This is a genomic window from Rhodococcus sp. DK176, assembly GCF_038447315.2.
In the GTDB taxonomy this organism is placed as follows: Bacteria; Actinomycetota; Actinomycetes; order Mycobacteriales; family Mycobacteriaceae; genus Rhodococcus_F; species Rhodococcus_F jostii_A.
This window is the reverse complement of record NZ_CP118321.2, coordinates 3,273,101-3,295,385: the sequence shown is the minus strand read 5'-3', so window position 1 is coordinate 3,295,385 and position 22,285 is coordinate 3,273,101. Positions and strand designations below refer to the sequence as shown.

The following is a 22,285-nucleotide window of genomic DNA, read 5'->3' as shown; positions in this document are numbered from 1 at the left end:
CCTGCTCCTTCGGCCCGGATCGAGGCGCGGGCGGCGGCGTCGACCACCGGCCCCATCTCGGTACCGTCCTGAACGGGTTACCGACGTTCATCGCGTCGGCGCGTTTGCGGAGGCCGGCGTCGCCGAGGACGACGGCGGCGTTCTTGCCGCCCATCTCCGATCGCCAATTTCGCCAGCGACGTCGCGCCGCTCGGAGCCAAGCCAACCGCGAACGCGTCCATCCTGACACCAAGGCGGAGCACCTCATCGCTTTCGCCGGTATGTGGGTCCCATTCGGGGGTGCTACCGAAGAGGACATCCTTGTGCACTTCGGAATGACGAAGCGCCGGTTCATCGAGCGGTTGTGGCAAGTCCTCCCGGCGTCGAACTGTGGGCAAGACGAGATACGCAAGTTGGCGAACGCCTACCCGCATCACTGCCGAACGGGCAGTCCGGGCGGCTGACGGCGGAACGCATCCACTCTGATGCTGTGACCGTTCAGTCCAACGCTGCGGCGACGGCCTCGGCCGCGGCGAATCCGGCGTTGTCCAGTTCGTCGTTCACCGGTGTCGGGCAGGACGACAGTTTCACGACGACGACGCCCCGGTCGACGTCGATGTAGATGGACTGACCGTAGATGCCCAGACACAACAGCACACGCCGATCGGGGTGGGGAATCCAGAACTGATTTCGGTACATTCCGCTCGGGAACGGCGTCCCGGTCGGCGATTGGGAATATGCCTCACACGAATCGGGCGCGCCACGTAGGGAATCGTCGATCCAGTGCAGCGGCACGACCTGTTCGGCGCCGATGCGTCCGCCGCGGCGGAGCATCTCACCGAATCGCGCAACGTCCCGGAGTGTCGCGGCGAGGCCGCCGTCCGCGAAAACGGCTCCGGCACGGTCTACCCCGGCGTCCATGTCGTCGGCGGCGAACTTCGACCACACGAGCCGCGACAGCAGCGCCGGCATACGGTCGGCGGCGGCGCGTTCGCACACCCAGCCGAGTACATCCGTTTCGCACGATCGGTATTCGAAAGGGCCGCCGTGGGGGCGAGCCGCTTTCAGCATCGGAAGGAACTGGTAGAGCGACGGCGGTACCCAATCGTCGACGCGCGGAATCCAGCCCACGGCCTGATCGAGGTAGCGCACCTCGGCGCCCGGTTCCAGATATTCTTCGGAGAATCGGATGCCGGAACGCATGTCGAGGATGTGGCGCACAGTGGCACCCGCGTAGCCCGAGTTCGCAAGCTCCGGAATGTACTCGGTGAGTGCGGCTTCAGGGTCCAGCAGACCGGCTGCGATCAAGTTTGCCGCGACGGTTCCGACGATTGATTTGCTGACCGAGAACAGCATGTGCGTCCGGCCGGGTTCAAGGTCTCCGGGGTACAGCTCGGCGCGGACGCTACCGTTGTGGAGGACCATGAATCCGTCGGTGTAGGTGCGGTCCAGTACCGAACGGAGCGTTTCGGTGCCGACGGCGAGATCGATATCGAGCGGGTCGCCGTCGGTGAGTCGCAGTGGCGCCAATCCGGCAGCCACCTGTGCCGTCGGCACGACTTGCCGCATTCGGCCGAAGGTGTACCGGTTGATCGGTGGGCTCTGCCAATCCGCAAGGCTGACAATCGTCTTGGTGTCGCCGATCATTTCGCGGCCTCGCTGCTCTCTTCGGCGGCGACGATGACCGCCTGTTCGTGGGTGAAGCTCATTTCGGGCGTCGGCCGGCGGAAACCGCGTGTGAGCCAGACGAGGTAGACGATTCCGATTGCCAACCAGGAGAGTCCGGAGATCAGTGCATGTTCGCTGAGCTGGGTGATCATGTACAGCGTCACGGCGGCGCCGACGAGCGGCATGACCACGAAGCGGACTGCACTCAACTGCCGTGTGGCGTAGTTCCGCAGGTAGTACACGATGACGCAGAGGTTGACTGCGGTGAAGGCCGTGAACGCGCCGAAGTTGATGAATCCCGTCGCGGTTTCGAGCGGCATGTTCATACCGAGGAAGCACATGCCGCCCGTGACGAGTACGCAGAACACGGGAGTCCGGGTACGGCCGTTGAGCTTTCCGAACATTCGGCGGGGTAGCACGCCGTCGCGGCCCATGATGAACAGTAGACGGCTCGAGCTGAGCTGGACGGCCAGGCAGGATGCCGATCCTGCGATGATTCCCGCGAGGTTGGTCCAATCGGCGAAGAACTGACCACCGACCTGCACCGACATCGCGTACGACGCGGCCTGCGCGTCGTCGAAGATGTCGCCGGGGTGGACGAGCTGCATGACATATGCCACGACGAAGAAGATGACGCCGCCGATCGAGACGATCCAGATGATGGCCCGGGGGATGTTTCGCGCGGCGTCCTTGGTCTCCTCGGCGAGTGTGGTCACCGCGTCGAAACCGAGAAACGAGTACGCCGCGATCGCCGCTGCCGCGGAGATGCCGGCGACCGTGCTGCTGGAGTTCCAGAACGGCTCGCCGTAGGAGGCGACCGGATTGCCGGCGAGGAACTTGATGCAGTACGCGAAGAAGAGCAGCACCAAGAAGGTGGAGACGGCGAGGAGCAGCCGGTTGAGACGATCGGCGAGCGCGATCCCGATGACGTTGATCGCCGTCGTCAAGCCGGCGTTGATCAACATCCACAGCCAGATCGGGACCGCCGGGAACTGTGCGTTGAGCAGGATCGACTGCGCCAGCCACGCGACCATCGGCAAGAACAGGTAGTCCAACAGGATCGCCCAACCGACCAGGAACCCGGCCGCCGAGCCGAGGTTGCGGCGGGCGTAGAAGTACGCCGAACCCGAGACCGGGTAGATGCGCGCCAGCCGTGCGTAGCTCAGCGCGGTGAGCAGCATCGCCCCGGTCGCGACCAGGAACGCCGTGGGCGCGGTGCCGGCACTGACGACCGCGATGACGCCGAAAATGATCATGACCAGGCTCGGTGCCATGTAGGACAACCCGAACGCCACCACTGACGGAAGTGTCAGTCGCGGCGTCAACTGTGGTTCGTCAGTCGCTGTCGCGACCCGCGATTCCGTCATGCGAACTCCTTGAAGTAGTGCTGTGGCGACGACCACTAAACTCCGCCGAAACGATGTTGTCAACACTGTTGACAACTTTGTGGGTAGCGTGATGTGCAGGTGCTGTATTGCTACGGTGGATCGGTCGAGGAATCGAGGGGAGCACGATGGCGAAGGGCACTGCGCGCGCCACAACGCCGGGGCGGACGACGCGGCGTGAACGCAAGGGGCTGCAGCAGGAAGCCGCGGTGAAGGCTGCGTTCGAACTCGCTCGGCGTGACGGCGCCGCGGGGCTGACGATGCGTCGCCTCGGCGAGGAACTGAAGGTCGATGCGACGACTCTGTACCGGCTGTTCCGTGACAAGGACGAGTTGCTGCTGGCCGTCTACGACCACGCGACCGCCGTCGAGCTCGAGGAGATCGGGGATGTGCCCGACAGCGAGCACTGGCAGGACACGTTGCGGCGCATCGCCGATCGGATCTGGGCGACCGCGGTCCGCTCACCTGCCATCGCGGCGCTGACGTTCGCCCGTACGACGGGCGGTCCGGCAGAGCGCCGAATGGTCGAGCTGATCCTCGAGACGTTCGCGCGGTCGGGCCTGTCTCGCGAAGCCACGGTCCGGTACTACCGGGCATTCGCCGACGCCACGCTCGGGCTGGCCGGGCAGGTCGCCGTACTCGCCACACTGGATCCCGAGATCCAGGCGAAGGACGCCGCGTCGTGGACGCGCATCTACGCGCATCTTCCCGACGGCGAGTATCCGACGGCTCGCGCCCACATCACGGAGCTGACCGGTATCGATCGTCGGACGATCTACGATCTGGTGGTCGAGGCCGTGCTGGCGGCCGCCGAGCGCGAGAGCGCCGAGTCGGCCTAGCGAATCGTGAGCGGGCTCGAACGACACCGTTCGTTCCGCCACAACACCGACGGGGTAGTGAGCGACGGGGACGCGGATGACGTCATCGAAGCCGTGTACGACCGCGAGAACGTCGACGGCATCTGTGGGTGCAGTTACCGAGCAGACCAGTTCGTATCGAACGGCTTTCCCTGCCAGCGGCTCCATTTTCCGGCAGCGCCGCGTTTCCGCAAGTCAATCCCCCCGACACCCACCGCCTACCTGCGTGGCGTTCGGCTCGACCGGGCTCATCGCGAACTTGCTTGCGGTGCAGCGCGCACGGCGCTGAGAACGGAGACGGGCGACAGGCCGCGCATCAGCCCGCGTTCGCCGCATCGTCGGCATCCCACAGCCCGCGCTGCTCGAGTCCTTCGATCAGGTGATCTGCGCCGTCCAGAATGTGCGATTCCATGAGAGTCTTTGCTCTCTTGCTCGCGTGCTTGCGCAAGGCTTCGAGCAGGACGGGATGCTCCTGCTGTGTGGTGGTGATGTGGCCCTCGATGGTGGCGTAGAAGCGGTTCGGAAGATTCGTGACGACGGAGCCCAGGAGTCGGGCGAGGCGCGGAGAGTCCGCGGTCAGGTTGATCTTGCGGTGGAACGCGTGACCGAGGGAGGCGATACGTTCCGTGTCGCCCCGGGCGATGGCGTCCTGGTGCTGCTGGAGGATTCCCTCGAGTTCGGCGACCTGCTGGGGGGTGATGTTCTTCGCGGTCCTGGCAGCCAGTTCACCGGCCAGTTGCGCCTGAGCCCAGAAGAGGTCACGCACGTCTTGCTTCGTGAACGGGGCCACGACGAAGCCTCGACGGGGGATCAACTCGACGAAACCTTCGCTCCGGAGTGTAAGAAGCCCCTCGCGGACAGGCGTCGTGCTGACTCCCACGGCTTCGGCAATCCGCTCGATGCGGAGGAAATCGCCTGCACGCACGTCGCCGGAAATGATCATCTCGCGTACATACGAGGCAACTTCCTCCGGAAGTTGCTGTCGCCTTGATTTGTCATGCAGCGGCATCGGCGGACGCACCTTCCCGGATATGAGACTAGACATAATATACCATCGACCTCTAATGTGGTTGCGGGCTTGTGAAACGGGGCGGTCGCAGACCTTCAATTTGGTTGCGCACCTCGTCGACCGGCGTGGTTTCGGTAAACTGCGTGGCCGCTAGACTCGACTGGTGGACATCCGGGACGCCGAATACCTCGTCGCCGTGGCCGATCACGGCAGCATCACAGAGGCCGCGCGGGCGCTGTTCATCGCGCAGCCGTCGCTGTCGCAGGCGATCCGCACTCTCGAACGCGATCTGGGTGTCGAATTGTTCGATCGTGGAGGACGGAAGCTGCGGATCACCCCGGCGGGCACGTCGTTCGCGCATGCGGCGCGGCAGGTCCTCGCCGATGTGGAGCGGGCGCGGGCGGTCGTGCACGACGTCGCGGAACTGCGGTCCGGCACGCTCACGATCGCGGTTCTCAATTCCCTTGCCGCCGATCCGCTTCCGCGGATCGTCGGCCGGTTCCACCGGCAGTACCCGCGCGTGGTCCTGGCCACGGTGTCGGCGGACGTTCCCGACGGTGTGGGCCGCGCGGTCCGGTCGGGTGAGTGCGATCTCGGGCTCACCGAACTGCTCGTCGACCACCAGGGGCTCGAGTTCCGGGTGGTGGGGGAACAGGAGATCGTGCTCGCGCTCCACGCCGATCTGGCGATCGAACTACCCGATCCGGTACCCGTCGACCTGCTTGCCGACATTCCCATGATCGTGGAGATCGGGTCGCGTCCACGACTGCCGGTGAACAACATCGCCGTCGAGTGTGCGCATCGCCAGTCGATGTGGGAACTGGTTGTCCAGGGTGCGGGGGCGACCCTGCTCCCGCGGCGCGTCGCCGAGCAGGAACTGCCGGGGGTCGTGGTGCGCTCGCTCGCACCGCCGCAGGTGCGCACCATCGGTCTCGTCCATCGACCGGATCCGCTTCCGCCCGCGGCGGCGGCATTCATCGCCGCGCTCGACGAGGCTCAGGGCGCGAGAGTATCGAGGAACGCGCGTCCGGCCGGAGACAGCCGGGCTTCGTCGTAGATCACCCCGTACGGGACGGTGATCGGCGGGTCGAGGGTACAGATCCGGGCTCCGCCGACCGCGGCCCGTTCCGCAAGGGTGCGTTCCATGAACGACATTCCCACGCCCTCGACGACGAACGCGCCGACGGCTTCCCGCTGCTCGACGACGGCCGACATGATCGTCCGGCTCCCAGCGGCCTGCAGTGCCTTCTCGATGACGGTGCGCGACGACGACTCCTTGGGCAACCCCACCACGGGAATACTCGGAAGATCGTCGAGGGGGAACGGATCCCGCCAGTCGATCTCGGCGTCGTGCGGAACCACCAGCCAGTACTCGTGGATTCCGAGGACGCGCGTCGTCAATCCGGCTGCAGCGAAAGGGAAATGACTGAAGGCGATCTCGCAGTGTCCGTCTCGGATCAGCGAGGCGATGACGTCGACCGGCCGCAGGTCGGCGAGCCGGACGACCACGCCGGGATACTGCTTGCGGAAGGACCCGATCAGTTCCGTGACGGGGCCTTCCGCGACGTGCGCGGACGCGCAGATGTCGAGTCGGCCGCGCGGCAGTCCCGAGACGTCGACGAGTGAACTCTCGGCGGCCACCAGGTCTCGCACGATCTTCCGCGCCGGACCGACGAATGCCTTTCCCGCCGCACTGAGCACCAGGCCGCGGCCCACGCGGTGGAACAGTTCGACGCCGAGGTCACGCTCGAGATTGCGCAGCCCCTTCGACAACGACGGCTTGGTGACGCCCAGGGCCTCAGCCGCGAGCGCGAGGCCGTCGTTGTCGACGGTGGCGAGAAAGTACTCGACGTGACGCGACTCCACCAGTGCAGACTACTGCGTACGACCCGTCGATCCGCCGGTTGTCAGATGTGACGTCCGCCGGTGACTTCGAGAACGGTGCCCGTCATGTAGCTGGACAGATCGGACGCGAGGAATAGTGCGACGTTCGCGATCTCCTCGGGCTCGGCACCGCGGCCCATCGGGACCTCCTTGAGCTTCGCTTCGATGATGTCGGCGCGCAGGGCGCGGATCATGTCGGTGTTCACCACGCCGGGCTGGATCGCGTTGACCCGCACCCCGAGGTGGGCGACCTCCTTCGCGGCCGCCTTGGTCAGGCCCACCATGCCTGCCTTCGCGGCGCTGTAGTTGGTCTGCCCGACCATGCCGACCTTGCCCGAGATCGACGAGATGTTCACGATCGAACCCTTGCCGGCCTCCCGCATCGCGATCGACGCGATCTGAGTGCCCAGCCACGCGCCCTGCAGGTGCACGTCGATGACGGAGCGGAAATCGGCGAGCGACATCTTGCGCAGCGTCGCGTCGCGGGTGATGCCGGCGTTGTTGACCCACACGTCCATCGCGCCGAACGCGTCGATCGCCGTCTTTCCCAGGTTCTGCATCTGATCCGGATCGGTCACGTCGCAGGCGACGGCGACGGCCTGGAAGCCGTCGGCCTCCAGCTTTCCGGCGGCGGCCTTGACGTTCTCGGCATGCATGTCACCGAGGACCACCGACGCGCCCTCGCTCGCGAACTTCCGGGCCATCTCGAAACCGATGCCCTGGGCCGCGCCCGTGACGACGGCGACCCGTCCCTCGAGAAGTGTCATTGATTCTTCCTTCCTCAGTTGTACGAACGCAGCAGCCCGCGGCTGATGATCTGCTTCTGAATGTCGCTGGTGCCCTCACCGATGAGGAGGAACGGTGCCTCCCGCATGAGGCGTTCGATCTCGTATTCCTTGGAATAGCCGTAGCCGCCGTGGATCCGGAAGCTGTCCTGCGTCACCTCCGAGCAGAACTCGCTCGCCAGGTACTTGGCCATCCCGGCCGCGACGTCGTTGCGTTCCCCGGAGTCCTTGAGCCGCGCCGCATTCACCATCATCAGGTGTGCCGCCTCGACCTTGGTCGCCATCTCCGCAATCCGGAAGGCGATCGCCTGGTGTTCGGCGATCGGCGAGCCGAAAGTCTCCCGAGTCTTCGCATATTTCACGCCGAGTTCGAACGCGCGCTGTGCGATCCCGCACGCGCGGGCGGCGACGTTGACGCGGCCGACCTCGACGCCGTCCATCATCTGCCGGAAGCCGCGGCCCGGGTCGCCGCCGAGGATCGTGTCTGCGGCGGCCTGGTAGCCGCTGAACACCATCTCGGTGGTGTCGATGCCCTTGTAGCCCATCTTGTCGATCTTCCCGGGGATCGTGAGCCCGGGAAGCACCTCGCCGAACCCGGCGGGCTTCTCGATGAGGAACGCGGTGAGGTTGTCGTGGGGCTTCGCCGCACCCTCCTCGGTGCGGACCAGCACCGCCACCAGCGTCGACGACCCACCGTTGGTCAGCCACATCTTCTGGCCGTCGATCACGTAGTCGCCGTCCGCCGCCCGGGCCGCCTTGGTCCGGATGGCGGCGACGTCGGAACCCAGTTCGGGCTCGGACATCGAGAACGCGCCGCGCAGTTCACCCGTCGCCATGCGCGGCAGGTAGTGGGCCTTCTGTTCGGGTGTGCCGTGATTGGCGATCATGTGTGCCACGATGAAATGGGTGTTGATGACCCCGGACACGCTCATCCAGCCCCGCGCGATCTCCTCGACGCACAGTGCATAGGTGAGGAGGGATTCCCCGATTCCGCCGTACTCCTCGGGGATGGTGAGCCCGAACAGGCCCATCTCCTTCATCTGCTCGACGATCGCCGTCGGGTACGTGTCGGAATGTTCGAGCTCCTGCGCCTGCGGAATGATCGCCTTGTCCACGAACTCCCGCACCGCCGAGACGATCTCGCCCTGGGTGTCCGTGAGCCCGGCGGTCTGCGCCAGTCGTGTCATTGTTCCACCTGTCCCGTATTCATCATTTCTCCGTACTCTGCTCGGCGTGCACGTCATTCAGACGGTCGCGCAACGCGGACCGCAGGACCGCACCCCGTGGGGACAGGGGCAACTCGTCGACGAAGACCACCTCGCGCACCTTCTTGTATGGCGGCACCGTGGCCGCCACGAACTCGATCAGTTCCGCGGCGGTGATGCGCGCCGTGGTTTCTGCCACCACGAAAGCGACGGGCATCTCCCCGACCCCGGGAACGGAGTGGCCGACCACCACGACGTCGAGAATGCCTCGTCGTGACAGCAACAGCTGTTCCAGTTCGTGCGGATCGACGGTGTAGCCCTTGTAGAGGAGTGCGTCCTCGGGTCTGCCAACCATGTCGAATATCGAGTTCCATCTCGCCGGGAAATTTCATTGTTCGTGAATATGCCCGGACAATTCCTCCGGACACTGACACCTATTGAAGTGCCTCGGACCGCCGTGGTCAAAGACGCTGTAGGAAACCGACAGTTTCCCTGTTCCTATGGGTCGTAAATGCCGTCTGCGCTGCGGATTCTCGTTCGCGGCACTCGCTTGACAGCGAGGCCGGGTTGCTGGATATTCACCTTCATGGCTGAACGCGAAGTGAGTGACGAAGACTTCAAGGACATTCTCGCGCAGACGAGAACCTTTATTCAGAAGGAAGTAATTCCCAGGGAAAATGAAATCGCGGAAAAGGACCTGATTCCGGACGACATTCGCCGCAAGGCGGCGGAGATGGGTCTGTTCGGGTACGCCATCCCGCAGCAGTGGGGCGGGCTCGGACTCGACCTCACCCAGGACGTGGAACTGGCCATGGAGTTCGGGTACACGAGCCTGGCGTTGCGGTCGATGTTCGGCACCAACAACGGGATCGCCGGCCAGGTGCTGGTGAATTTCGGTACGGACGAACAGAAGTCGGAATGGCTCGAGCGCATCGCGTCCGGTGACGTGGTCGCGTCGTTTGCACTGACCGAGCCGGAGGCCGGGTCGAACCCGGCGGGTCTGACCACCCGCGCCGTCCTGAAGGACGGCAAGTGGACGATCAACGGCACCAAACGGTTCATCACCAATGCACCGTTGGCCGATCTGTTCGTGGTCTTCGCCCGCACCCGTCCCGCCGACGAGACCGGCACCGGCATCGCGGTGTTCCTCGTTCCCGCCGACACCGCCGGTGTCGTGGTCGGGCCGAAGGACAAGAAGATGGGCCAGGAGGGTGCCTGGACCGCGGAGGTCGCGTTCGACGACGTCACCGTCCCCGAATCCGCCCTGGTCGGCGGCAGTGAGGAGGCCGGCTACCGCGCCGCCATGACGTCGCTCGCGCGGGGCCGCGTGCACATCGCCGCTCTCGCCGTCGGCAGCGCTCAGCGGGCGCTCGACGAGTCCGTCGCCTTCGCGGCGGTCACGAAGCAGGGCGGCACCCCGATCGGTGACTTCCAGTTGGTGCAGGCCATGCTCGCCGACCAGCAGGTGGGCGTGTCCGCGGGCCGCGCGCTGGTGCGGGACGCGGCGCAGAAGTACGTCAGCGGTGAGGACCGTCGGATCGCCCCGTCGGTGGCGAAGCTGTACTGCACGGAGATGGCCGGCAAGGTCGCCGACCTCGCGGTGCAGGTCCACGGCGGCACCGGATACATGAGAGACGTTCCGGTGGAACGGATCTACCGTGAGGTCCGGCTGCTGCGCCTGTACGAGGGCACCAGCGAGATCCAGCGCCTGATCATCGGCGGCGGCCTCGTCCGCGAAGCGAAGAAAGCACTCTGAGACCATGCACGACGCAGTGATCTGTGAACCAGTCCGCACCCCCGTCGGGGGATTCGGCGGCATGTACCGCGACATCCCCGTCACTACCCTCGCATCGACTGTGTTGAAGGGCCTGATCGAACGGACGTCGCTCACGTCCGACGACATCGACGACGTCATCTTCGGTCAGGGCTACGCCAACGGCGAGGCTGCGGCCATCGGCCGGATCGCTGCGCTCGACGCCGGCCTCGACGTCACCGTGCCCGGCATCCAGCTCGACCGCCGCTGCGGCTCGGGGCTGCAGGCGGTCATTTACGCGGCCATGCAGGTGCAGACCGGGATGAGCGATCTGGTGATCGCGGGCGGCGCCGAGTCGATGAGCCAGACCGAGTTCTACAGCACCGGAATGCGCTGGGGCGTCAAGGGTGCGTCGGTGGAATTCCACGATCGATTGGCCAAGCCCCGCACCAATTCCGGCGGCGTCAACTTCCCCGTCGAGGGCGGCATGATCGAGACCGCGGAGAACCTGCGCCGTGAGTATTCGATCAGCCGTGAGGAGCAGGACGCGTACGCCGCCGAATCCCACGCGCGTGCGATCCGCGCCCAGGACGGCGGCCTGTTCGACGCCGAGACGATCCCGGTGACGGTGCCGGGCAAGCGCGGTAAGTCCGACGTCGTCGTCACCACCGACGAGCACCCGCGCCGCGATGTCACGGCCGAGTCGTTGTCGGCGTTGCGGCCCATCCGGTCACGCGTCGACCCGGAGGCGACAGTGACCGCGGGGAACGCGTGCGGCCAGAACGACGCTGCCGCTGCCGCGATCGTGACCACCCCCGAGAACGCGGAACGTCTGGGCCTGCGCCCGTTCGCCCGGCTCGTGAGCTGGGGTGTCGCCGGAGTGGAGCCGAACCGGATGGGCATCGGCCCGGTGCCGGCAGTCGACAAGGCCCTCACCCGGGCGAAGCTCACCCTGAACGACATCGATCTCCTCGAGATCAACGAGGCGTTCGCAGCGCAGGTGCTGGCGTGCGCGCGGGAGTGGAAGTTCGACGAGTCCGACATGCGAGACCGGTTCAACGTCAACGGATCCGGCATCTCCCTCGGTCACCCTGTCGGCGCCACCGGCGGTCGCATCCTGGCCAATCTGCTCCGTGAACTGGACCGTCGCCAGGCCCGCTACGGCATCGAGACGATGTGCATCGGCGGTGGGCAGGGCATCGCGGCCGTGTTCGAGAACGTCAACATCTAGCCGTTTCCACTTCCGCCCGGTTCCGGGCCGACCCGAAAAGAGTGTCATGCGCGTATTCCAGGGAATCGACGACGTCGAATCCGCAGTCGGCGAACATCTCGGCCACAGCGACTGGCTCGAGATCACGCAGGAACGCGTGAACGTGTTCGCCGACGCCACCGGCGACCACCAGTGGATCCACGTCGATCCCGAGCGTGCCGCCGAGGGCCCGTTCGGCGCCCCCATCGCCCACGGCTACCTCACGCTGTCGGTGCTGCCGAAACTCGGCGCCGACCTCATCCGCGTCGACGGCGTGAAGCTGGTGATCAACTACGGTCTCAACAAGGTTCGCTTCCCCCAGCCGGTGAAGGTCGGGGCGAAGGTGCGGGCCGGTGGCGAGATCGTGTCGTTCGAGCACACGAAGCAGGGCGCGCAAGTGGTCGTCAAATACACCATCGAGATCGAGGGTGCGGACAAGCCGGCGTGCGTCGCCGAAACCGTCCGCGTCCTGGTTGCCTGAGACACAAGGAAAGAACACATGCGAAGAGCAGCACTGGTCGCCCCGGTCCGCACCGCGGTCGGTCGTTTCGGCGGCGCACTGCGCGACGTCCCGGCAGAGACGTTGGCCGCGACCGTGATCAAGGAGACCGTGGCGCGGTCCGGGATCGACCCGATTCTCATCGAGGACGTCGTGATGGGGCAGTCGTACGCCAACTCCGAGGCCCCGTGCATCGGACGGTGGGCGGCCCTCGAGGCAGGACTGCCGATCCGCGTCGCCGGACTGCAGACCGACCGCCGGTGCGGCACGGGCCTGCAGGCCCTCGTGACCGCGTCGATGATGGTGCAGACCGGCGCAGCCGACGTCGTGCTCGCCGGCGGCGTCGAGTCGATGAGCAACATCGAGCACTACACCACCGGTGCCCGCTGGGGCACCCGCGCCGGATCGCTGAACCTGTACGACCGCCTCGACCGCGGGCGGGAACGCTCCCAGCCGGAATGGCGGTTCGGGAAGATCAGCGGCATGATCGAGACCGCCGAGAACGTCGCGACCCGATGCGGAATCGGCCGTGAGGAGTCGGACGCGTTCGCCGCCGAAAGCCACGCCAAGGCCCACGCCGCCTGGGAGGCAGGAAAGTTCGACGACGAGGTGATCGAGGTCAAGATCACCGACCGGAAGGGAAACGTCACCGTCGTGGCGCGGGACGAGGGTATCCGCCCGGAAACCACGCCCGAGACCCTGGCGCGCCTGCGGAGTGCTCTCAAAGACGGTGTCGTCACCGCGGGCAACGCGAGTCAGCAGAACGACGCCGCGTCGTCGATGCTCGTCGTCGCCGAAGATCAACTCGACGAACTCGGGCTCGAGCCGATGGGTTTCCTCGCCGGGTGGTCCGCCGCCGGGTGCGAACCGGCGCTGATGGGGCTCGGGCCGGTCGCGGCCACGTCCAAGCTGTTCAGCAGGACGGGCGCGAGCTTCGACGACTTCACGCTGATCGAGTTGAACGAGGCCTTCGCGTGCCAGGTGCTCGGCGTCCTGAAGGAATGGGGATTCGAGGACCGAGACCGCCTCAACGTCAACGGGTCCGGGATCTCGCTCGGACACCCCATCGGCGCGACCGGCGCCCGAATGACGACCACCGCGCTGCATGAATTGCGGCGACGGGGCGGCGGCAAGGCGCTTCTCACGATGTGCATCGGTGGCGGGCAGGGAATGGCCGCCATCGTCGAGGGCGCCTAGCCCCCACTGATGCGCGCGTCCGCCGGCTCCGACAGCGGGGTCGGCGGACGCGACATCACGTGATTGACGAGGAGTGCGACGAAGACGACCGCGCACCCGATGGCACCCACGGCGAGAGCGAGCCTGATTCCGTTTTCGGTGGGAAGTAGGTCCGGTGCCAGGTTCGCCGCGAGCACCGCACCTGCGAGGGCGCTGCCGAACGAACCGCCGACGGTGCGCAGCACCTGGTTGAAGCTCACGGCGCTGCCGAGTTCGGTGTCGGCGACGCTGCGGGCGATCAGGGCCGGCATCGCCGCGTACGTCATGCCCATTCCGGCCCCGAACCCCAACATCCCGATCAGGATTTCCCACAGCGCGTTGTGGGCGACCCAGAGGAGCACGCTCGAGGCCGTCACGAGGCCTGCACCGACGAGCAGCAGAGTCCTCATGCGTATCCGGTGCGAGACCGCGCGGACGAGTCGGTTCGCGCCGAAACTTGCCACCGACAGGGGAAGCATCACGAATCCGGCCCAGAACAGGGGCAGCGCGATGCCGTATCCGGTGGAGGCGGGCGCCTGGGCGATGAGGCTGCCGATCGAGAGTCCGATGTACATCGCGGCGCCGAGGCCGATCGCGGTGCTGTTCGCGACCAGCACGTCACCGTTGCGCAATACTCGCAGGTTGATCAGCGGGTACGGGGTGCGCAGTTCGACGAGGGACCACGCCGTCAGCAGTGTCGCCGCCCCGGCGAAGAATCCGAGTATCCACGGCGAGCCCCAGCCCCACCGGGAGCCTTCGCTGACGGCGACGAGGAGCGACGCGAGTCCGGTCCCGACCAGCAGTGCGCCCGGGACGTCGAGGGTGTTGCGTGGTGCCTGCTCGTCGGGGCCTGCGGGAACGACACGCCAGACGACGAGGATGGTGGTGACCAGGAACAGCGCCGCGAACCAGAAGGCGAAACGGAACCCGAGCAGATCGGCGAGGATGCCGGTCAGGGGGTATCCGAGTCCGAGGCCCGTCGTCACCGTCACCGACAGGCTCGAGATGCCGAGCCGGGCCTGGTTCTCGGGGAGATAGCGGCGGGCCAGAGCGATCGTCACCGGAACGATTCCGTAGGTGAGTCCCTGCAACGCGCGCCCGATGAGGAAGACGGTGAAGTTGGGAGCGGCGGCCGCGACGATCGAACCGACGAGGATCGTGGTCAGGGAGCACAGGAGCAGGCGCTTCTTGTGGGGGCCGTCGCTCAGCCGGCCCATGATCGGTGTTGCGACCGCGCCGACCAGGAGGTTGACAGTGAGCATCCATTGGCCGGTGCTCACCTCGACGTGCATGTCGTGGGAGATCGTGGGCACCAGGAGCATGCCGAGTGAACTGACGATCGCGGTCGTCAGGGCGGCATACGCCAGGGCCGGCAGTAATCGGGGACTCGTTGTGGACTCAGTAACCGGGGGCATCATCCACCAACTTGCGCAGAATCGGGACGACGGAGTCGAGAGTCTTCTTTTCCTCGTCCGTCAGCCGTTCCGCGATGGCGTGTTCCAGCCAGTCCAGGCCTTTCGACCGCTCCTGCGCCAGCCTCTCCCGGCCGGCATCGGTGAGCTCGATCCAGATCCGGCGTCGATCCTGCTCATCGGGCGTCCGTGCAACCAGACCGAGACTCTCGAGTTCGCGCACGGCCGTGGCGATCGCCTGGGGGCTGATCCTCTCGGCCGCCGCGAGTGTCGAGGCAGACGTTTGTCCGTGCTTCGACAGGTAGGCGAGCACGCCTATCTTGCCGACCGAGATCGACCTGCCCGCGGTGAGCTGTCGCCAGATCGGGCGCAGCGCTTCCCGCAGGACCTGCGCGGTGGCCTGTTCGGTGATCATGAGCAAAGCGTACAACCAAATTGATCAATTTAATTGACTAAATGGGGAGGCTCACACCGGCAGCGGCCAGGATCGCCCGCACCGATCACCGTCAGCGATATCCTCGAGAGGACGCCATCGAGAGGTAAATCCACGGTTGTATCCGCGCTGGTCGTGCCGTCGGAACCAGTGCGCGGAACCACGAGCCGACGGAGTGAGTAGACCGTTCCGATGGGTGAAGGTGATCCGCTCGACACGCAGCGGTACCCGCCGTCCCCGGCCGCCGAACTCGGTGGATCCGGTTTCGCTGACGTTCAGGAGATCGGCCGCGGTGGTTTCGGCGTGGTCTACCGCTGCACCCAGGAGGACCTGGAGCGCACGGTCGCGGTGAAGGTCCTCACCGTCGAACTCGACGACGAGAACCGGGCCCGATTCTTCCGGGAACAGCGGGCGATGGGGCGGCTGACCGGGCACCCGAACATCGTCAACATTCTGCAGGTCGGTGCCACCGACCGCGGACTTCCCTACATCGTCATGCCGTATCACCCGCAGAATTCGCTGGAGGCCAGAGTCCGCGAGGGCGGTCCACTCCCGTTGGATCAGGTTCTTCGGTTGGGGGTGAAGATGGCCGGAGCGGTGGAGTCGGCGCACCGGCTCGGCATCCTGCATCGGGACGTCAAACCCGCGAACATCCTGCTTTCCGAGTACGGCGAGCCGGAGTTGGCGGATTTCGGTATCGCGCACATCAGCGGCGGCTTCGAGACCGCCACCGGTGCGGTGACCGGGTCGCCGGCGTATACCGCGCCGGAGGTGCTCGGGGGTGAACCGCCCAGTCCGGCAGCCGATGTCTACGGGCTCGGCGCCACCTTGTTCAGTGCCTTTACCGGCCATGCCGCGTTCGAACGCCGCAGCGGTGAGCAGGTTGTCGCCCAGTTCCTGCGGATCACCACACAGGAGGTGCCCGACCTGCGCGAGCGGGGGCTCCCGGACGACGTGTCCGCGGTGATCGCCCACGCGATGTCCCGCGTACCCGGTCAGCGACCGGCTACCGCCGCCGACTTCGGGGAACAGCTGCGAGGTCTGCAACGCGCCCACGGCTTTCCGGTCGACGAGATGGCACTTCGTGCGGAGGCCGATGCGCGGGGGAACGGGGAGCAACCGACCTCGCGCGGTGGACGAGGTTCGACGGCGCACTCCACGCTGGGTGTGACGGGCAGTCTCCCTCTGGAATTGACCAGCTTTGTCGGCCGTCGGCACGAGCTCACCGAGGCGAAGAACCTGCTGGCCGGGTCGCGGCTGGTGACGTTGACCGGGATCGGCGGTGTCGGCAAGACGCGGCTGGCGATGCGGATCGCGTCGGCGGTGCAGCGCGAGTACTCCGACGGTGTGCGCCTGGTGGAGTTGGGTGAACTGCGCGACGGGTCGTCGCTGGTCGGCGCGGTGGCCGCCGCCGTGGGGGTGCGGGACCACTCGCCGCGGCCGTTGCGGGAGGTGCTGATCGAGTTCCTCGCCCCGCGGGAGGTGTTGTTGGTTCTCGACAACTGTGAACACATGGAGGACGCGGTCGCCGAACTCGCCGGCCCCCTGCTGCGGGTGTGCCCACGGTTGCGGATTCTGGCCACCAGCCGTGAACCCCTCGGCATCGGCGGGGAAGCAGTGCTGCGGGTCCCGCCGCTGGCCGTCCCGGATCCCGGGCGGCGGACCTCCTTGCGGGGGTTGCCCAAATACGATGCGGTGACGTTGTTCGCCGAACGCGCCGCTGCCGCGGTTCCCGGGTTCGCGCTCACCGAGGAAAACGCGGCGACCGTGGCGGGGATCTGCCACCGGCTCGACGGGTTGCCGTTGCCGATCGAATTGGCGGCGGCGCGGTTGCGGGCGATGTCACCCGAGCAGATCCTGGGACGGCTGACCGACCGCTATGCCCTGCTGACCCGCGGCAGCCGGGGTGCGCCGACGCGGCAACAGACGCTGCGGTTGTGTATCGACTGGAGTTTCGAGTTGTGCACCGCCGGTGAGCAACTGGTGTGGGGGCGGGTGGCGGTGTTCGCGGGAAGCGTCGAACTCGATGCGGCGGAGCAGGTGTGCGGCGAGGTCCTCGACCCGGACGAACTGTTGGACACGCTGACGTCCTTGGTGGAGAAGTCGATTCTGATCCGGGAGGAGCACGGGGCGGTGGTGCGGTTTCGGATGCTCGAGACGCTCCGTGAATACGGTTACGAGAAGCTCGAGCAGACCGGTGAGGCTGTGGCGTTGCGTCGCCGGCACCGGGATTGGTACGAGGCGTTGGCGCTGGATGCGGAGGCCGAGTGGATCAGTGCCCGCCAACTCGACTGGATCGCCCGGCTGAAACGGGAACACACGAATCTGCGGGAGGCCCTCGAATTCAGCGTCGACGACGACCCCGCCGCCGGCCTGCGCATCGCCGTGGCACTGTTCCTGTTCTGGAGCTCCCAGGGCCTCTACAACGAGGGGCGACGGTGGTACGACCAGCTGCTCGCCCGCCAGAGCGGACCGCCCACTTTGGATTCGATCAAGGGGCTCTACAGCCACACCGTAATGGCCTTCGCTCAAGGCGACCTCCAGGCCGCGACAGCGCTCGTCGAGGAGGCGCGGACTCTCACCGCGCACACGAGTGACCCCCTACTGCGGGCCTACGTCGACTGCGCCGACGGCATGCTGGCCCTCTACAGCGGTGATCTCGCACGAGCGTGCTCGAAACTGGAGATCGCGCTCGCCGAGTTCACCGAACGCGGAGATCACATGCTCCAAGTAGCCGTCCTGTACCCGTTAGGTCTGGCCCATGGACTGTCCGGCCGGACGGACCAGGCGATCGAATGCCACGAACGTGCGCTCGCGATCACGGAAGCGTACGGCGAGACGATGTATCGATCGCATTCGCTGTGGGCCTTGGGAATTGCGGTGTGGAAGCAGGTTGATGCACGTCGTTCGGTGCAGCTCATCGAACAATCACTGAAGCTGACCAAGCAGGTGAGCAGCCCCCGCGTCGCTGCAGGCTGCCTCGAGGCGCTGGCCTGGATCAGCTTCGAAGGTCGCGATGCGCTCCGGGCCGCAGTGCTGATGGGAGCCGCGGACGGGCTGGCGCGGTCGATCGGCAGTACGGCGATCATCCATTCCAATCTGATTCGCTACCAACAGGAATATGCGGAGAAGGCCCGGAAGGAAGTCGGGGACAAAGCATTCGGAGCGGCACACCGCAAGGGTGAACAACTCGGCTTCGACGCGGCAATCGCCTACGCCCTCCACGAGCAACCGTCCGCCACCTCCACACCCACCGCCGACGCGTCGACGCGACTGACCAAGAGGGAACGCCAAGTCGCCGACCTGACCGCCGGAGGCCTGACCAATCAGGCCATCGCCGACCGCCTGGTGATCTCACCCCGCACCGCACAAGGGCACGTCGAGCACATCCTGGCCAAACTGGGCTTCACCTCCCGAACGCAAGTCGCCGCCTGGGTCGTGGAGCGGGCGCACGATTAGCCACACGAGACAGCAGGATATTCAGCGCCGTCCGATTGCCGCTCGAAAAAGGTTCGAGTGGGCTCAGGCAACGACGATGGCCGCCTTGCCGATAGCGCTACGGGAGCTGGTGGTCACCAGCTCCCGTAGGGAGTCACCGAGGAAGCCATTTCCACGGCTTGTCCCAGTGGCCGGGTGGCGGCACGAACGGAAGCTGTCCCAACTGGCCCGGCGGTGGGATGAACGGCAGCTGTCCCAGCTGTCCGGGCGGTGGAACCACGTCGGGTACCGAGAGACCGGGAATCGGCGGTGGCTTTGGATCAGCATTCGCCGTGCCGGTGCCGAGTCCCAGTGCGCCGAAGCCCAGCGCACCGGCGATCACGGCTGCCGCCACGGTCTTCTTCGAATTCATCGTGAACTCCTTCTGCGGCTGCTCCACCTCGTTCGTGAGCGGCGCGCCGTTTGCGCCCTTCTATTGTGCGCACTTCTGAGGGCGCTGTCGCCTGCCTGGGGCGGAAAGTTCCGGTGCACTCACGCGCAGCGCGCACCGGATCCAACTGCCCGATCTCGCTCGGTGGAAGGACGATACGGCTTACGATTGAGATTCAAGCCCTGCGGCTCATTCCCTCTAGTCGCGTGCCCAGCCGAGTACGGAATCCGACAGCCGGTCTCGCCAAGAGAGCGAGTAGCCGGTGCGTCGAGGTTCGGAGGGATGCAATGAGTGCAACACCCACTTTGAAGAAGGCGCTGAGCCAGCGGCAGCTGACGATGATTGCGATCGGCGGGGTGATCGGCGCAGGCCTGTTCGTCGGCTCGGGCGTCGTCATCGGTGACACCGGGCCGGGGGCCTTCATCACCTATGCGCTTGCTGGGGTCCTGATCATCATGGTCATGCGGATGCTGGCCGAGATGGCGGTGGCCAACCCGTCGACCGGATCGTTCGCCGATTATGCCCGAGCCGCGTTGGGTAACTGGGCCGGCTTCTCCGTCGGCTGGTTGTACTGGTATTTCTGGGTGATCGTCGTCGGTTTCGAGGCGATCGCCGGCGCGACGATCATCCAGTATTGGATCGACATCCCGCTGTGGTTGTCGGCGTTGGTTCTGATGATTCTGATGACCGCGACGAATTTGTTCTCGGTGTCGTCGTTCGGCGAGTTCGAATTCTGGTTCGCCGGGATCAAGGTGGCCGCGATCGTCGTGTTCATCGGGCTGGGCACACTGTTCGTTCTCGGGGTGTGGCCGAACAAATCGCTCGACTTCTCGAACCTGTGGAGCCATGACGGGTTCCTGCCGTTCGGCGCCATGGCCATCACCGTCGGTGTGGTCACGGTGATCTTCTCCATGGTCGGCGCCGAAATCGCGACGATCGCGGCCGCGGAATCGGCGGACCCGGAGCGGGCGGTGACCAAGGCCGCCAACTCGGTGATCGTGCGGATCGCCGTGTTCTTCGTCGGCTCCACGTTCCTGCTGGCGACGATCCTGCCGTGGAACGACGAGGATGCGGCCGCGTCCCCGTTCGTCGCCGCGTTCACCGAAATGGGGATCCCGTACGCCGACCACATCATGAACGCCGTGGTGTTGACGGCGGTGTTGAGCTGTCTCAACTCGGGCATGTACACCGCCTCCCGCATGTTGTTCGTGCTCGCTGCGCGCCGGGAGGCACCCGCACAGCTGGTCAGGGTGACCCGTCGAGGGGTGCCTGCCATCGCGATACTCGCGTCGTCGGTCGTCGGTTTTCTGTGCGTCATCGCCGCGGCAGTCTCACCGGACACGGTCTTCGTCTTCCTGCTGAACTCCAGCGGTGCGGTCATCCTGTTCGTCTACCTGCTCATCGCCGTCTCCCAGATCGTCCTTCGGTACCGCACCAAGGACTCGGAGCTACGGGTCAAGATGTGGCTGTTCCCGGTGTTGTCGATCATCACCGCGGCCGCGATCGTGGCGATCCTGGTGCAGATGTATCTGCAAGAGGATGTGCGGTCGCAACTGGTGCTGAGCTTGTTGTCGTGGGCCGTCGTCATCGTGCTGTTCCTCGCCAACAAGTGGTTCGTGGGCCGGCGGCCCGTCGTGGAAGGGGTCGCGGCGACGACACGTCCGCACCGTGTACTGGTGCTGGCGAACCAGACGGTCCAGTCCAAGGAAATGCTCGACGAGCTTCGTCGCATCGACGCTGATCGGGATGCCACCTACTTCGTGGTCGTGCCTGCCAGCCCGATCGAGACCGGAACTGCCGCCACCCACGGTCCACTCGACGTCGCGGAAGCGACCCGAGAGGTCGCACAGCGGCGGTTGGACGACACGCTGGCGACACTGCGCGCGGAGAACCTCGAAGCCGACGGCGAGTTGGGCGACTACCGGCCGCTGCGGGCCCTGGCCGCCGCCGTCGACTCGTTCCGTCCGGATCAGATCGTCATCTCGACACTGCCACCCGAAGAGTCGGTGTGGCACCGCTTCGACGTCGTGGACCGCGCACGCGCCGAGCACAGCGTGCCGGTGACGCACGTCGTCGTCACCCCGGTCGCCGCAGAGGGATCCCCCCGATGACGATCATCGCCGGCTTCAGCTCGAGCCGTCAGGGGACCGCGCCCCTCAACCTGGCGGTGCAGATATCACGCTGGACCGGTGACAAGGTTGTGGCCGCGGCGATCGTGGAACGGCCGTGGCCTGCGAAAGACGACCCCATCGAACGCGAATACCTGGGCTACGTCACCGAGCAGGCTTCGCACGCACTGGACCGGGTGGTCGGCCAGCTGCCCGGGGGCATGGACATTCCCCGCCTCGTCTACCAATCCGATTCCATTCCAACAGGTTTGATCGAACTCGTCGCCGACCACGACGCGCGTCTCGTCGTTGTCGGGTCGTCGTCGTCCGGGTTGCTGGGCAGGGTGACGCTGGGCAGCGTCACCGAACGGCTGGTCCATACCGCGGCGGTGCCCGTCGCGATCGCTCCGCGCGGCTACCCGCCGGTGCCGGAGTCGATCCGCCGGATCACCGTCGCGTATGGAGGCGAGGCCGATGTCAACGGTCTCGTTGCTGCCACCGCCGAGCTGGCCAGGCAGTGGCCGGTGCAATTGCGGATCGTGTCGTTCACGGTGCGGCCGATGACGATGTTCGGCGGCGCGATCGAGCGATCGACGGAGGACCTCGTCGTCCAACAATGGGCACGCCGGACGCGCGCCGATATCATCAAGCAGCTCAACGCAGTTCGCGCACGAATTCCGGTTCCCGACGTGGACGTCGTGGTCGGCAGCGGCCACGACTGGCGCGAAGCGGTGGAGGCCGTCTCCTGGGAAGCCGGCGACATGCTGGCGCTGGGGTCGGGCGCAGCCGGACCCGCGGCCCACGTATTCCTCGGCTCGGCCGCCTCGAAGATTCTGCGTCACGCTCCGGTGCCCGTACTGATCGTTCCCAGAAACAAGGTGACGGCCTAGGCGTCGTTCGTGCCCGCCTGGGAGAAAACATGCCGTTGCAACGACTAGGACGTTCGTTGGCGGGTATTACTTTCGTACCAATCCGT

Annotated in this window: 19 protein-coding genes; 9 read left to right on the top strand and 10 right to left on the bottom strand. The window is 66.1% G+C overall.

Annotation, left to right across the window (positions count from 1 at the left end):
- Positions 1–477: 477 nt before the first annotated feature.
- Together PSR88_RS15550 and PSR88_RS15545 are read right to left on the bottom strand one after the other, a co-directional pair.
- Positions 478–1,626, bottom strand: a complete 1,149-nt coding sequence (locus PSR88_RS15550; RefSeq protein ID WP_016882136.1) for a serine hydrolase domain-containing protein — start codon at positions 1,624–1,626, stop codon at positions 478–480.
- Positions 1,623–3,014, bottom strand: a complete 1,392-nt coding sequence (locus PSR88_RS15545; protein ID WP_016882137.1) for an APC family permease — start codon at positions 3,012–3,014, stop codon at positions 1,623–1,625. Before PSR88_RS15545 ends, PSR88_RS15550 begins: the two co-directional genes overlap by 4 nt.
- 146 nt (positions 3,015–3,160) lie before the next feature.
- On the opposite strand from PSR88_RS15545, the gene PSR88_RS15540 reads away from it, so the two are divergent.
- Entirely contained in the window at positions 3,161–3,871 is a 711-nt protein-coding gene (locus PSR88_RS15540) for a TetR/AcrR family transcriptional regulator (RefSeq protein ID WP_016882138.1), read from the top strand.
- Positions 3,872–4,205: 334 nt separating this feature from the next.
- Here the strand turns inward: PSR88_RS15540 and PSR88_RS15535 are convergent, their stop codons facing one another.
- Complete coding sequence (locus tag PSR88_RS15535) at positions 4,206–4,898, bottom strand: GntR family transcriptional regulator (RefSeq protein ID WP_237724050.1); 693 nt, start codon at positions 4,896–4,898, stop codon at positions 4,206–4,208.
- A 163-nt stretch (positions 4,899–5,061) separates the two neighbouring features.
- On the opposite strand from PSR88_RS15535, the gene PSR88_RS15530 reads away from it, so the two are divergent.
- Positions 5,062–5,955, top strand: coding sequence for a LysR family transcriptional regulator (locus PSR88_RS15530; RefSeq protein ID WP_016882139.1), 894 nt, complete (start codon positions 5,062–5,064; stop codon positions 5,953–5,955).
- Here the strand turns inward: PSR88_RS15530 and PSR88_RS15525 are convergent.
- The 4 genes from PSR88_RS15525 to PSR88_RS15510 are packed head-to-tail and all read right to left on the bottom strand — an operon-like array spanning position 5,895 to position 9,127.
- Positions 5,895–6,764, bottom strand: a complete 870-nt coding sequence (locus PSR88_RS15525; RefSeq protein ID WP_016882140.1) for a LysR family transcriptional regulator — start codon at positions 6,762–6,764, stop codon at positions 5,895–5,897. The genes PSR88_RS15530 and PSR88_RS15525 overlap by 61 nt on opposite strands.
- Before the next feature lie 41 nt (positions 6,765–6,805).
- On the bottom strand, positions 6,806–7,549 hold the full coding sequence (fabG, locus tag PSR88_RS15520; protein ID WP_009475780.1) for a 3-oxoacyl-ACP reductase FabG: 744 nt from the start codon (positions 7,547–7,549) through the stop codon (positions 6,806–6,808).
- A gap of 14 nt (positions 7,550–7,563) precedes the next feature.
- Positions 7,564–8,754 (bottom strand): acyl-CoA dehydrogenase family protein, encoded by a 1,191-nt coding sequence (locus tag PSR88_RS15515; protein ID WP_016882141.1) that lies wholly within the window; start codon positions 8,752–8,754, stop codon positions 7,564–7,566.
- A 22-nt stretch (positions 8,755–8,776) separates the two neighbouring features.
- The gene (locus tag PSR88_RS15510; protein ID WP_016882142.1) at positions 8,777–9,127 is read right to left on the bottom strand and encodes an AMP-binding enzyme; all 351 of its coding nucleotides are present in this window, start codon (positions 9,125–9,127) and stop codon (positions 8,777–8,779) included.
- A 231-nt stretch (positions 9,128–9,358) separates the two neighbouring features.
- Here PSR88_RS15510 and PSR88_RS15505 point away from each other — a divergent pair, with 231 nt between their 5' ends.
- The 4 genes from PSR88_RS15505 to PSR88_RS15490 are packed head-to-tail and all read left to right on the top strand — an operon-like array spanning position 9,359 to position 13,470.
- Entirely contained in the window at positions 9,359–10,528 is a 1,170-nt protein-coding gene (locus PSR88_RS15505) for an acyl-CoA dehydrogenase family protein (RefSeq protein WP_020476788.1), read from the top strand.
- 4 nt (positions 10,529–10,532) lie between these two features.
- Positions 10,533–11,756: an acetyl-CoA C-acetyltransferase gene (locus tag PSR88_RS15500; protein ID WP_016882144.1), complete on the top strand. Its 1,224-nt coding sequence runs from the start codon at positions 10,533–10,535 to the stop codon at positions 11,754–11,756.
- Positions 11,757–11,802: 46 nt separating this feature from the next.
- Positions 11,803–12,255 carry a MaoC family dehydratase gene (locus PSR88_RS15495; protein WP_016882145.1) on the top strand — a complete coding sequence of 151 codons (453 nt, stop codon included), beginning with the start codon at positions 11,803–11,805 and terminating at the stop codon, positions 12,253–12,255.
- An 18-nt stretch (positions 12,256–12,273) separates the two neighbouring features.
- The gene (locus PSR88_RS15490) at positions 12,274–13,470 is read left to right on the top strand and encodes an acetyl-CoA C-acetyltransferase (RefSeq protein ID WP_016882146.1); all 1,197 of its coding nucleotides are present in this window, start codon (positions 12,274–12,276) and stop codon (positions 13,468–13,470) included.
- On the opposite strand, the gene PSR88_RS15485 is transcribed toward PSR88_RS15490, so the two are convergent.
- A complete protein-coding gene (locus PSR88_RS15485) occupies positions 13,467–14,903 on the bottom strand; it encodes an MFS transporter (protein WP_016882147.1) in 1,437 nt (478 codons plus the stop codon). The genes PSR88_RS15490 and PSR88_RS15485 overlap by 4 nt on opposite strands.
- Positions 14,887–15,315, bottom strand: coding sequence for a MarR family winged helix-turn-helix transcriptional regulator (locus PSR88_RS15480; RefSeq protein ID WP_016882148.1), 429 nt, complete (start codon positions 15,313–15,315; stop codon positions 14,887–14,889). The genes PSR88_RS15485 and PSR88_RS15480 overlap by 17 nt, the downstream gene beginning before the upstream one ends.
- Before the next feature lie 210 nt (positions 15,316–15,525).
- Between PSR88_RS15480 and PSR88_RS15475 the strand changes: the two genes are divergently transcribed.
- Positions 15,526–18,792 (top strand): protein kinase domain-containing protein, encoded by a 3,267-nt coding sequence (locus tag PSR88_RS15475; protein ID WP_016882149.1) that lies wholly within the window; start codon positions 15,526–15,528, stop codon positions 18,790–18,792.
- 133 nt (positions 18,793–18,925) lie between these two features.
- On the opposite strand, the gene PSR88_RS15470 is transcribed toward PSR88_RS15475, so the two are convergent.
- Positions 18,926–19,183 carry a hypothetical protein gene (locus PSR88_RS15470; protein WP_029539035.1) on the bottom strand — a complete coding sequence of 86 codons (258 nt, stop codon included), beginning with the start codon at positions 19,181–19,183 and terminating at the stop codon, positions 18,926–18,928.
- A 305-nt stretch (positions 19,184–19,488) separates the two neighbouring features.
- On the opposite strand from PSR88_RS15470, the gene PSR88_RS15465 reads away from it, so the two are divergent.
- Positions 19,489–21,312 carry an amino acid permease gene (locus PSR88_RS15465; RefSeq protein WP_009475761.1) on the top strand — a complete coding sequence of 608 codons (1,824 nt, stop codon included), beginning with the start codon at positions 19,489–19,491 and terminating at the stop codon, positions 21,310–21,312.
- Positions 21,309–22,199, top strand: a complete 891-nt coding sequence (locus tag PSR88_RS15460) for a universal stress protein (protein ID WP_011595685.1) — start codon at positions 21,309–21,311, stop codon at positions 22,197–22,199. The genes PSR88_RS15465 and PSR88_RS15460 overlap by 4 nt, the downstream gene beginning before the upstream one ends.
- Positions 22,200–22,285 lie beyond the last annotated feature (86 nt).